Raw genomic sequence first — 12,350 nt, forward strand, 5'->3', positions numbered from 1 at the left:
AATACTAGCTCAAGAATCATTAAACTCGTTGAGTTGGATCTAGATATTAGAAGTTGTTTTTCTTCTATTAAAGCGACTCGTTGCGTAACACTATTTTTTATACGGTTGTTCAACAATCCCTTGTTCACATTTTTGAATAGGGGGTTGGTTACATTTAATTAAGCTGTAAGGCCTGTAATATCAATAAATGAACCAATGATTAACGCATTAGATTGGAGAGTTTTGGATTTGGTTCATCCGACGCTCTGAATAGCACCGCTACGTTACCGATCTCTTGCACCAGTTCTGCTTCAACAACAGCGACTAGCTCTTTAATCAGTTCGCGCTTTAGGTCACGATCGCCAACGGCGAACTTTACTTTGATCAGTTCGTGATCTTCCAGCGCTCGGTCTACTTCTAACTGAACGTTTTCAGTCAGTCCGTTGCCGCCAACCATAACGATTGGGTTTAAAGTGTGTGCACGCGTGCGAAGACGCTTTTTTTGATCAGTTGTTAAGCTCATATTAGAATTAGTGCCTTAAATTTGGTGGGCGTTACAATTTCTTCATTTTAACCCCTTTGTTGCATGCATCATAGAGTGATGCTTTCTAGGAACATCCCTTGGCAAGATCTAAAAGCAGTGGTCGTTGGTTAAAAGAGCATTTTGACGATCAATACGTAAAGCGTTCTAAAGATGATGGGTACCGTTCACGCGCCTGCTATAAGTTGATGGAAGTGAATGATAAAGACCATCTGTTAAAGCCTGGAATGACGGTTGTCGATCTGGGCGCTGCGCCAGGTGGTTGGTCTCAAGTGGCGGCCGAAATTGTTGGTGACTCCGGCCGTGTAGTGGCTTCGGACATTCTTGAGATGGCTCCGCTGGGCGGTGTTACATTCGTTCAGGGCGACTTTACGGAAGATTCCGTCTTCGAGGAGATCCTCTCTGCGATAGGAGATGAGCCAGTAGACCTTGTAATTTCAGATATGGCCCCCAATATGAGTGGTAATGCATCTTCCGATCAGCCAGCTGCGATGTATTTGGTGGAGTTGGCGTTGGATATGGCGCGTCAGATACTGAAACCGAACGGCAACTTTTTGGTGAAAGTATTTCAGGGTGAAGGGTTTGATCCCTACCTGGCAGAACTGCGCAGTAACTTTAAATCGGTGGTCACCCGTAAGCCAGATTCATCTCGCGCGCGTTCGCGTGAGGTCTATCTGCTCGGAAAAGGTTTTAAAGACGTATAGCTTTTAAACAGAGCTTTCGTTTTAGTTTATAGAGGGTAAGAAGTTGAACGATATGGCAAGAAATTTGGTGCTATGGTTAGTGATTGCAGCCGTACTGCTAACCATCTTTAATAATTTTAGCGCCGAGACCGAGAGCGGCCGCCTGAGCTACTCTGACTTTGTGGCAGAGGTTCAATCAGGCCGTATTGAGCGTGTGACGGTTGATGGTTTTACCATCGAAGGTGTGCGTCAGAATGGCGATCGTTTTGAAACCGTTCGCCCAGCGATCTCGGATCCCAAGCTGATTGATGACCTTCTAGAGCACAATGTCGTCGTTGAAGGCAAAATGCCTGAGCAGCAGAGTCTATGGCAGCAGCTGCTCGTCGCGACCTTCCCGATTCTTATCATCATTGCCATCTTCATGTTCTTTATGCGTCAAATGCAGGGCGGTGCCGGCGGTAAAGGCGGCCCTATGTCTTTCGGTAAATCGAAAGCGCGCATGATGAGTGAAGATCAGATCAAAACAACCTTCGAAGATGTCGCAGGTGTAGAAGAGGCCAAAGAGGAAGTTGCTGAGTTGGTCGACTACCTTCGCGATCCAGGTAAATTCCAGCGTTTAGGTGGCCATATCCCTCGTGGTGTCCTAATGGCAGGTAACCCTGGTACCGGTAAGACGCTGCTTGCTAAGGCGATTGCTGGCGAAGCTAAGGTGCCTTTCTTCAGTATTTCGGGTTCTGACTTCGTTGAGATGTTTGTCGGTGTCGGTGCTTCACGTGTGCGTGACATGTTTGATCAAGCTAAGAAACATGCGCCTTGTATTATCTTCATAGATGAGATTGATGCGGTTGGTCGTTCACGTGGTGTCGGCCTTGGCGGTGGTAATGACGAGCGTGAGCAGACGTTGAACCAGCTTCTTGTCGAGATGGATGGTTTCGAAGGCACTGAGGGTATCATCGTGATCGCGGCAACCAACCGTCCCGATGTGCTTGACCCTGCTCTGCTACGTCCAGGTCGTTTTGACCGTCAGGTGCACGTTGGTCTGCCTGATATTCAAGGTCGTGAAAAAATTCTTAAAGTCCACATGCGCAAAGTTCCGCTGGGTGATGATGTTAAGCCTGAGTTGATTGCGCGTGGTACGCCGGGCTTCTCGGGTGCTGATTTGGCTAACCTGGTTAACGAAGCAGCCCTGTTTGCCGCACGCGATAGCCGTCGCACTGTCGGTATGGAGCAGTTCGAGAAAGCGAAAGATAAGATCATGATGGGTGCTGAGCGCCGCTCTATGGTCATGTCTTACAAAGAGCGTCTGAATACGGCATTCCACGAGGCAGGTCACGCGATTGTCGGTCGTCTGATGCCTGAGCATGATCCTGTCTACAAAGTGTCTATCATCCCGCGTGGTCGTGCGTTGGGTGTGACGATGTTCCTTCCTGAAGAGGATCGCTACTCGTTCAGTCGTCAGGGCATTATCTCGCAAATCTGTTCGCTTTACGGTGGCCGAATTGCGGAAGAGATGACACTGGGTAAAGAGGGGGTAACAACCGGTGCCTCAAACGATATTCAGCGTGCGACTCAGCTTGCGCGCAACATGGTGACGCGTTGGGGTCTGACCGATGAGTTGGGTCCACTGCTCTACGGTGATGAAGATGATGATCCATTTGGTCGCGGCATGGGGCAGCCATCTAAACCGATGTCGGGTGAAACTCAGAACAAGATCGATGCCGAAGTTCGCAAAATCATCGATGAGTGCTACCAGAAGGCTTACCAAATTCTGACGGATAACCGTGATATCCTTGACTCAATGTGTGAAGCGTTGATGACCTACGAGACGATCAGCAGCGATCAAATTGATCAGTTGATGGCGCGTCAAGAGGTGACTCCACCAGAGGGTTGGAACGATTCTCAAGAGCGTGTTGATGCCGTCAAAGAGGAAGAGGCGGCTAACAGTTCTGAGTCTGTCGCTGAGTCTGATGTGCCAGAAGTAGATCAGGATGATCAAGCTTCTCAATCTAACGAGGGTCAGTCGGGTTGGGGCGATCCTCAAGATGATCAAAAAGACGAGCCCAAACAGTAATATCGTGATTCACAAAAGCCCTCACTCGTGAGGGCTTTTTCGTTGTTTGCAGAGTGTATGAATAAAGGTAGAAATGTGACGCAGCTACAGTGTGCCGGTCGAGTGCTGGATCTCTCTAAAACGCAGGTAATGGGTATTCTTAATGTGACGCCTGACTCCTTTTCGGATGGCGGTCACCTCTATCAACACTCTGCGCTCTCTATCGATAAAGCGCTCCAGCATGCCCAGCAGATGGTTAACGACGGCGCGACGATTGTTGATATCGGCGGTGAATCGACTCGCCCTGGTGCCGCTGAAGTCAGTGAGCAGGAGGAGATGGATCGTGTATTGCCGGTTCTGGAACGAATCAATGCCGAGATCGATGTGGTGGTCTCTATCGATACCAGCTCTGCTAAATTGATTTCAGAATCGGCTAAGCTAGGGGCTGGTCTCATTAATGATGTTAGAGCGCTTGGGCGTGAAGCCGCGCTAGAAGCTGCTGCGAAAACGGATCTGCCAATCTGTCTGATGCATATGCAGGGCAGCCCTGCGACAATGCAGCGACAGCCAGAGTATGCCGATGTGGTCTCTGAGGTGATGGATTTTCTCGATCAGCAGTTGAGTCGATGTGTGGCTGCAGGGATTGCGAAACAGCGATTGATCGTAGATCCCGGTTTTGGGTTTGGCAAAACCTTGCAACATAATTTACAGTTACTCAATCGCTTGGATAAATTATTGGACTTAGGCGTGCCAGTGTTATCGGGCACCTCTAGAAAAACCATGGTGGGCCAGGTGCTTAATCGTGAGGCTGACCAGCGACTCTTTGGTAGTCTTGCAACCGTTGCGCTCGCGGTTGAGCGCGGTGCAAAAATTATTCGTGTGCATGATGTTTTAGCAACCGTCGATATGGTTCGTATGACGGAAGCCGTTTTAAAGGAAGGGATCTAAATTGGGTCGTCGTTATTTTGGTACAGATGGTATTCGTGGACAGGTAGGAACCTTTCCTATCACCCCAGATTTTGTGTTGAAGCTCGGTTGGGCTGTGGGTCGTGTGTTTGCCCGTGAAGGACGTAGTAAAGTCCTGATTGGCAAAGATACTCGAATCTCCGGTTATATGTTTGAGTCGGCGCTTGAGGCAGGCCTGTCTGCCGCCGGTGTTGATGTGTTATTGCTAGGCCCTATGCCAACGCCAGCGATCGCTTACCTAACTCGTACCTTCCGCGCTGATGCCGGTATTGTGATCAGTGCATCGCACAACCCCTATGACGACAATGGTATTAAGTTCTTCAGCTCGGCGGGCACTAAGCTGCCAGATGATGTCGAAGAGCGCATTGAAGCCCAGCTTGATCTGGCTATGACTACGGTTAGCTCAGCCGAATTAGGCAAGGTTCGTCGAGTCAATGATGCCGCTGGGCGATACATAGAGTTCTGTAAATCGACTGCCGCGGGTTGTTTGAATTTAGCGGGCCTTAAGGTTGTCGTTGATTGTGCCAACGGCGCTGGTTATCACATTGCGCCTAAGGTCTTTGCTGAGCTAGGCGCTTCAGTCATCGAGATTGGTACCGATCCAGACGGCCTAAATATTAACGAGCAGTGTGGTGCGACGGCGCCTGCAGCACTTCAAGCTAAAGTGCTCGAAGCAGAGGCAGATCTGGGTATTGCATTAGATGGTGATGCCGATCGATTGATTCTTGTTGACCATAAGGGAGAGATCGTCGATGGCGATGAGATCCTCTTCATCATTGCCCAGGCGTTACAGCAGAGCGGTGAGTTGCAGGGCGGTGTCGTTGGTACGCTGATGACCAATCTTGGTTTAGAGCAAGCGCTGGCAAAAATGGATATTCCGTTCGTGCGAGCTAAAGTGGGCGATCGCTATGTATTAGAGCAGCTCGCAGAGCACGACTGGAATTTGGGTGGCGAAGGGTCAGGTCACATTGTCTGTCGTAATATTCTACCGACGGGTGATGCGACCATTGCCGCTGTTCAGGTGCTTAAAGCGGTCGCGCAGTCAGGCAAAACGATTAATCAGCTGAAGCACGGTATGCAAAAACTACCGCAGAAGATGATCAACGTGCGCTTGGCTAAGAAGGTAGATATCGCATCTTCGCCAGCCGTGGCAGAGCATGTTGCAGCAGCCGAGGCGCGTTTGGCTGATCGTGGTCGCGTATTGCTACGTCCCTCCGGGACTGAGCCTGTGGTCCGTGTTATGGTTGAAGGCTCCGATCTTGATGAGGTGGATCAGGTCTGTGAGACACTGGCGGGGCAGGTTGAAAAAGAGCTGCAGGCGCTTGTATCTTGACGGGTGCTCGGGTAAGATTTGCGCCTCTTTTAAATGGCACCCCTGTTTTCGGTGCGTAATTAAGGTTTAAAGCTAGAATGGAAACCATCGTTCTTATCATTCACGTATTGCTTGCAGCAGCGGTTATCGGCCTGATTCTTATTCAGCAGGGTAAGGGTGCAGAAGCGGGTGCGTCATTTGGTGGTGGTGCCTCTCAAACTGTTTTCGGTAGCCAGGGCAGCGGTAGCTTCCTAGGTCGCGTTACAGCCATTCTTGCTGCGGGTATCTTTGTAACCAGCTTCGTTTTGGCTGTGTTCGCGAAAGAGAAAGCCGCGTCTGTTGGTGATGCAGGTATCCCTGATGCTGCAACGATTGAAGCGGCTGCCCAGGTTGAGCAAGCGTCAACAACGGAACTGCCTGTTGTGTCGGAATCAGAGATTCCAACAGCAGGAGACAATTAAACGTTTAGCCCAGGTGGTGGAATTGGTAGACACGCTATCTTGAGGGGGTAGTGTCTTAGGACGTGCCGGTTCGAGTCCGGCTCTGGGCACCAAGTTGTAAACGCAGTGGGTGAAGCGTAAAATTTACCTGTTTTTGATGCGGGGTGGAGCAGCCTGGTAGCTCGTCGGGCTCATAACCCGAAGGTCGTCAGTTCAAATCTGGCCCCCGCTACCAACTTTACGTTGGGTATTTGTGAAAATCCTGAAGACTAGTTTTGACGGGTTTTTACTACCACTTTTAGGATGTTACATCCTTGTTTGGTAAGCCCCTTTATGGGGCTTTTTCGTAGCTATTTGATGGCCGCGTCCAAACAGAAGACAGTGATATCTGCCTTCCGTACATGGTGGTAGATAAGTCAAAAATGGGTCTATATGACCCATTTTTTGTTTTTGAAATTTATAGGTGAACAGTGTCAGCAAAATTAAAGCTGTTACAAGAGTTGATTGATCCAGTTGTGCAGGGCTTAGATTTGGAGCTTTGGGGGCTGGAGTACAACGCGTCAGGTAAAAATAGCCTGTTGCGTATCTATATAGATGGCCCTAACGGAGTGTCGGTCGATGACTGTGCGCGCGTTAGCCAGCAGGTGAGTGCTGTGATGGATGTAGAAGACCCCATCTCAGAGAACTACACCCTTGAAGTCTCATCCCCAGGGATGGATCGTCCCCTTTACACTCTAGAGCAATTCGCTGCGTATGCTGGCCATACGATTCAACTGCGTCTGCGCTCGCCGTTTGAGGGGCGTCGCAAGTTTAAAGGGATTCTTAACGGCATCGAAGGCGAAGATGTGCTTTTGGTCGTTGATGATCACGAATATTTGTTACCGCATGACCTGATCGATCGGGCCAATGTGGTGCCGCAATTTTAATCCGCTTTGACTATTAGGAGCGAAGAACTGATATGAATAAAGAGATTCTACTGGTTGCTGAAGCCGTCTCTAACGAAAAAGATGTCCCGAAAGCGGTCATCTTTGAGGCGATTGAAGTCGCGCTGGCAACAGCCACTAAGAAGCGCTACGACGAAGAAGCTGATATCCGAGTGGTTATCGACCGTGCAACGGGCGATTATGACACCTTCCGCCGTTGGTTGGTTGTGGATAACGAAGCGGTTCCTGCACTGGGTACCGAGTTGACCATGCAAGAGGCAGAAGAGATCGACACTAATCTGCAGCCTGGTGATTACCACGAAGAGCAGGTTGAGTCGGTTGCATTCGGTCGTATCGCAGCTCAAACAGCGAAGCAAGTTATCGTACAAAAAGTCCGTGAGGCTGAGCGCGCTAAAGTAGTTGATCTTTACCGTGATCGCCAGGGCGAATTGATCGCGGGTACTGTTAAGAAAGTGACTCGCGACAATGTGATTGTTGATCTGGGTAACAACGCAGAAGCACTTCTGCCACGTGAAAACCTACTACCTCGTGAAATCTTCCGTATGGGTGAGCGTGTTCGCGCGGTGCTTCAAGAAGTTCGTTCTGAAGGTCGCGGCCCACAGCTTATCCTTAGCCGTACTTCAAACGAGATGTTGATCGAACTCTTCTCTATCGAAGTGCCAGAGATCGCCGAGCAGATGATTGAGATCCGTGCAGCGGCTCGTGATCCAGGTGCTCGCTCTAAGATCGCTGTTAAGACTCAGGATCGTCGTCTAGATCCTGTAGGTGCCTGTGTTGGTATGCGCGGTGCGCGTGTTCAAGCCGTCTCTGATGAGTTGGGTGGTGAGCGTGTCGATATCATCCTTTGGGACGACAACCCTGCGCAGCTTGTGATCAATGCAATGGCGCCTGCTGAAGTCGCTTCGATCGTTATGGACGAAGAGACTCACTCAATGGACGTCGCGGTTGATGAAGATGCTTTGGCGATGGCGATCGGTCGTGCCGGTCAGAACGTTCGTCTAGCAGCAGAGTTGACTGGTTGGGAACTGAACGTGATGAGCGAAGCGGAAGCGGCGTCTAAACACGAGTCTGAAGTGGGTAAAACAGTGGATCTGTTCATCAAGCACCTTGATGTCGACAGCGACCTTGCTGAGATCCTAGTTGCTGAGGGCTTCACCACGCTTGAGGAAGTTGCCTACGTACCGGCTAACGAAATGCTTGAGATCGAAGAGTTTGACGAGGAGATCGTTGACGCCCTTCGTGAACGCGCAAAAGATGCACTGCTTAACCTTGCAATTGCAGGTGAAGAGCAACTTGGCGATGTAGAGCCAGCAGAAGACCTCCTAACTATGGAAGGTATGGAACGTACCCTAGCGTACACATTAGCAAGCCGTGGTGTGGTTACCATGGAAGATCTTGCAGAACAGTCTATTGAAGAGCTGCTAGACATTGAAGGCATGACCGAAGAGCGCGCAGGTGAGTTGATTATGACAGCGCGTGCACCTTGGTTTGCAGAAGATCAGCAGTAATTAGACAACGGAAAAGGAGAACCCATTTATGGCAGAAGTAACGATTAAACAGCTTGCCGATGTGGTTGGTGTATCCGTTGAGCGTTTGTTAACACAGATGCAGGAAGCGGGAGTCGAAGGTAAATCCAACGATTCAACTGTCACAGAGATAGAGCGTCAGCAGCTATTAGCCCATTTGAAACGCAGTCACGGCGAAGATGCCGATGACGTTGGCGCACCGAAGAAGATCACGCTTAAGCGTAAGACAACCTCTACGCTGAAAGTGGGCGGTGCCGGCAGTCGTAAAACCGTTAACGTTGAAGTGCGTAAAAAGCGTACCTACGTGAAACGTACAGAGATTGAACAGGCTCCAGAAGCTCCAGCAGTGGAAGAGACTCCAGTGGCAGCGCCTGAACCACAGGTTGAAGCACCGGTCGTTGAAGCGGCACCAGAGGTGGCGGTTGAAACGGCTGCAGAGCCTAAAGTGGAAGCGCCAAAAGCAGAAGTTAAAGAGGCCGCTGAACCGGTTAAAGCTGAAGAGCCTAAGCCTGAGCCAGTGGTTGAAACGCCGGTTGAGAAGAAACCAGCTGCGGAACCTAAAACTGAAAATCCTCGCAACAAGAACAAGCAGCGCGATGAGCGCCGTAACAACCAGCGTGATAACGACGATCGTCGTAAGTCGAAAGGTCGTGGTAATGGCACGCTGAACGCTCGTCCGGGTAAAGGCGGTAAGCCAGGTCGTGGTAAGCCAATGCGTCAAGGCGATAACCAGCACGGCTTTAAAGAGCCGACGACTGCGATTGTTCATGAAGTCTCTATTCCAGAGAGCATCACGGTTGCTGATCTGGCTAAGAAGATGTCGATCAAAGCGGCTGAAGTGATCAAGGTGATGTTCAAGATGGGTGCGATGGCAACCATCAACCAGCCAATCGACCAAGATACTGCGATCCTTGTGGTAGAAGAGATGGGCCACAAAGCGGTGCCTATGGTAGAGAACGCGATCGAAGATGAGTTGATGGAGTCGGTAGCCGCTCACAGCGGTGAGTCTGTGACACGTGCTCCGGTCGTTACCGTTATGGGTCACGTTGACCACGGTAAAACATCCCTGCTCGATTACATCCGTTCAACACGTGTAGCTTCTGGCGAGTCTGGCGGTATTACCCAGCACATCGGTGCTTACCACGTTGAGACTGACAACGGCATGGTGACCTTCCTAGATACTCCTGGACACGCCGCGTTCACCGCTATGCGTGCCCGTGGTGCCTCTTTGACGGATATCGTTGTTCTAGTAGTTGCCGCAGATGATGGTGTGATGCCACAGACTGAAGAGGCGGTTCAGCACGCTAAAGCGGCTGGTGTTCCTCTTGTTGTTGCGGTCAACAAGATCGATAAAGAGGAAGCGGATCCAGATCGAGTTAAGAACGAGCTGGCTCAACGTGATGTTATTCCTGAAGATTGGGGCGGCGATGTTCAGTTCTGTCCAGTCTCTGCTAAAACAGGTCAGGGCATTGATGAGCTGCTTGAAGCGATCCTTCTTCAATCAGAAATTCTTGAGCTTGAAGCAGTTCCAGATGCGCCAGGTACAGGTGTTGTCGTTGAATCACGTCTCGATAAAGGTCGTGGTCCGGTTGCTACGCTACTGGTTCAAAACGGTACCCTTAAGCGCGGTGATATCGTACTAGCTGGTCTTCACTACGGCCGTGTACGTGCCATGCTTGATGAAAACGGCAAGCCGCTAGAAGCGGGTGGCCCTGCGATTCCAGTTGAGATTCAAGGTCTAGACGGAACGCCAGATGCAGGTGAAGACTTCACCGTAGTATCCACTGAGAAGAAAGCGCGTGAAATCGCTCTATTCCGTCAGGGTAAATACCGTGAAGTTAAACTGCAGCGTCAGCAACAGGCGAAACTTGAGAACCTATTCTCGAACATGGAAGCGGGTGAAGTTAAGTCGCTTAACATCGTCCTTAAGACCGACGTTCGAGGCTCTCTAGAGGCGCTGACTAGCTCACTAGAAGATCTCTCTACCGATGAAGTAAAAGTGAACATCGTCTCTGGCGGTGTTGGTGGTATCGGTGAAACCGATGCTAACCTTGCGTTGGCCTCCTCAGCGATCCTAATCGGCTTTAACGTTCGTGCAGACGCTCAGGCGCGTGCGATTGTTGAGCGTGAAGAGATGGAGCTTCGCTACTACAGTGTTATCTACGACATCATCGATGACGTGAAACAGGCGATGAGTGGTCTACTCTCTCCTGAGTTCAAAGAGGAGATTGTTGGTATTGCTGAAGTTCGTGATGTCTTCCGTGCGCCTAAGATCGGTGCAGTTGCCGGTTGTATGGTTATCGAAGGTACAATTTTCCGTAACAAACGCATCCGTGTCCTACGTGATAACGTTGTTATCTACGAAGGTGAGCTTGAGTCACTGCGTCGCTTTAAAGACAACGTCAACGAAGTTCGTCAGAATATGGAGTGTGGTATCGGCGTGAAGAACTACAACGATGTTAAAGTCGGCGACCAGATTGAGGTTTACGACACAGTTGAAGTTCAACGTACCATCTAAGAGGTTGTATGGCTCGCGATTTTAAACGCACAGACCGAGTAGGGGACCAGATCCAGCGTGATTTGGCGACCCTTATTCAGCGTGAGATTAAAGATCCACGCATTGGAATGGTGACGATTAACCACGTCAAAGTAGCGAAAGACTTAGGCTATGCGGATGTCTACATTACCGTTCTCCCACTGGGTGAACAGGATGAGGCGGAAGCGACCAAGCAGAGCCTAGAGGTGCTTAAGCAGGCTGCAGGTTTCCTTCGTGCTGAACTGGCAAAAGGCATCTCACTGCGAGTCATGCCGGCGTTACGTTTCCATTATGACGAGAGCATTCATCGCGGTCGTCACCTAACGAGCTTGATCGAGAAGGCTCGCCGTCTCGAAGATAACGAGGGCTAACATGGCTCGACGTAAAAAAGGACGCCGCATTGACGGCGTCTTTTTGCTTGATAAGCCTCAGGGCATCAGCTCGAATGCTGCCCTGCAGAAGGTAAAACGTCTGTATGACGCAGCGAAAGCGGGTCACACAGGCGCACTAGACCCTCTAGCTACCGGTATGTTGCCCATCTGTTTGGGTGAAGCGACTAAGTTTTCACAGTTTCTTCTCGATTCTGATAAGCGCTATATCACAACGGCAAAGCTAGGGGTTCGCACTGACAGCAGTGATGCTGATGGCGAAGTGATCGAAACTAAGCCTGTTCCTGAGTTAGATCGAGACGCGTTAAACGATCTGATTCAAGCCAAATTCTCTGGCGAAATCGAACAGGTTCCATCGATGTTCTCGGCCTTAAAGCACAATGGCCAGCCGCTTTACAAGCTGGCGCGCAAAGGTGAAAAGGTCGAAGTTAAGCTGCGTCAGGTATGCATTTACGAGATCAAACTGCTGGATCTGCGTGCTGATGAGATTGATCTTGAGGTGCACTGTTCTAAAGGCACCTATATTCGCTCCATCGTCGAAGACCTAGGTCTGGCACTTGGCTGTGGTGCGCATGTCAGTATGTTGCGACGGCTTGCCGTGGCTACCTACGATCGAAGCGCAATGCTGACACTCGAACAGTTGAATGAGATTGCACAACATCGTGAGTCAGATCAGTCGTTAGAGTGCATACAAATGCGTTTAGATGCGCTATTATTGCCGCCCTGGAGTGCAGTGGAGTCATTGCCTTCAATCGAATTACCCGCAGATTTAGCAAATCGTCTTCTGCAGGGGCAACGTTTAGGGGAGTTATTCTCAGAGCGCGGCCTCGTCAGACTCTTTGCTGAAGAGCGATTCTTAGGTATGGCTGAAGTGGATGATGAGGGGCGATTACGCGCTCGTCGACTACTCGATACCTCTGAAAACTGATTTACCCTCAAGGGTATGACGCTTCACTGAAAATATGCTCGGTGTTGCGCGACTTA

General features: G+C 50.2%; 11 protein-coding genes and 2 tRNA genes. 12 read left to right on the forward strand and 1 reads right to left on the reverse strand.

Annotated elements, in window-relative coordinates; genetic code table 11:
* Positions 1–199 precede the first annotated feature (199 nt).
* Positions 200–502 (reverse strand): ribosome assembly RNA-binding protein YhbY, encoded by a 303-nt coding sequence (yhbY, locus tag XMG59_RS07630; RefSeq protein ID WP_173480234.1) that lies wholly within the window; start codon positions 500–502, stop codon positions 200–202.
* Positions 503–600: 98 nt separating this feature from the next.
* Here yhbY and rlmE point away from each other — a divergent pair, with 98 nt between their 5' ends.
* The 12 genes from rlmE (at position 601) to truB (ending at position 12,294) form a co-directional block, all read left to right on the forward strand.
* Positions 601–1,224, forward strand: a complete 624-nt coding sequence (gene rlmE, locus XMG59_RS07635) for a 23S rRNA (uridine(2552)-2'-O)-methyltransferase RlmE (RefSeq protein ID WP_173498470.1) — start codon at positions 601–603, stop codon at positions 1,222–1,224.
* A gap of 52 nt (positions 1,225–1,276) precedes the next feature.
* Positions 1,277–3,274, forward strand: a complete 1,998-nt coding sequence (ftsH, locus tag XMG59_RS07640; RefSeq protein ID WP_173489040.1) for an ATP-dependent zinc metalloprotease FtsH — start codon at positions 1,277–1,279, stop codon at positions 3,272–3,274.
* A 57-nt stretch (positions 3,275–3,331) separates the two neighbouring features.
* Positions 3,332–4,201 carry a dihydropteroate synthase gene (gene folP / locus XMG59_RS07645; protein WP_173494991.1) on the forward strand — a complete coding sequence of 290 codons (870 nt, stop codon included), beginning with the start codon at positions 3,332–3,334 and terminating at the stop codon, positions 4,199–4,201.
* Position 4,202: 1 nt separating this feature from the next.
* Positions 4,203–5,552, forward strand: coding sequence for a phosphoglucosamine mutase (gene glmM, locus XMG59_RS07650; protein WP_173482973.1), 1,350 nt, complete (start codon positions 4,203–4,205; stop codon positions 5,550–5,552).
* Between the two features lie 77 nt (positions 5,553–5,629).
* A complete protein-coding gene (secG, locus tag XMG59_RS07655) occupies positions 5,630–5,992 on the forward strand; it encodes a preprotein translocase subunit SecG (protein WP_173480239.1) in 363 nt (120 codons plus the stop codon).
* Positions 5,993–5,999: 7 nt separating this feature from the next.
* A tRNA-Leu gene (locus XMG59_RS07660) sits at positions 6,000–6,084 on the forward strand.
* Between the two features lie 45 nt (positions 6,085–6,129).
* A tRNA-Met gene (locus tag XMG59_RS07665) sits at positions 6,130–6,206 on the forward strand.
* A gap of 235 nt (positions 6,207–6,441) precedes the next feature.
* Positions 6,442–6,897, forward strand: coding sequence for a ribosome maturation factor RimP (rimP, locus tag XMG59_RS07670; RefSeq protein ID WP_173480240.1), 456 nt, complete (start codon positions 6,442–6,444; stop codon positions 6,895–6,897).
* Positions 6,898–6,929: 32 nt separating this feature from the next.
* Positions 6,930–8,423 carry a transcription termination factor NusA gene (gene nusA / locus XMG59_RS07675; protein ID WP_173480241.1) on the forward strand — a complete coding sequence of 498 codons (1,494 nt, stop codon included), beginning with the start codon at positions 6,930–6,932 and terminating at the stop codon, positions 8,421–8,423.
* A 28-nt stretch (positions 8,424–8,451) separates the two neighbouring features.
* Entirely contained in the window at positions 8,452–10,959 is a 2,508-nt protein-coding gene (gene infB / locus XMG59_RS07680; protein WP_173480242.1) for a translation initiation factor IF-2, read from the forward strand.
* Between the two features lie 8 nt (positions 10,960–10,967).
* Complete coding sequence (gene rbfA, locus XMG59_RS07685) at positions 10,968–11,348, forward strand: 30S ribosome-binding factor RbfA (protein ID WP_173480243.1); 381 nt, start codon at positions 10,968–10,970, stop codon at positions 11,346–11,348.
* 1 nt (position 11,349) lies between these two features.
* On the forward strand, positions 11,350–12,294 hold the full coding sequence (truB, locus tag XMG59_RS07690) for a tRNA pseudouridine(55) synthase TruB (protein ID WP_173498471.1): 945 nt from the start codon (positions 11,350–11,352) through the stop codon (positions 12,292–12,294).
* The last annotated feature ends 56 nt before the right edge of the window (positions 12,295–12,350 follow it).

It is taken from the genome of Marinobacterium sp. xm-g-59 (assembly GCF_013283315.1).
Classification (GTDB): Bacteria; Pseudomonadota; Gammaproteobacteria; order Pseudomonadales; family Balneatricaceae; genus Marinobacterium_E.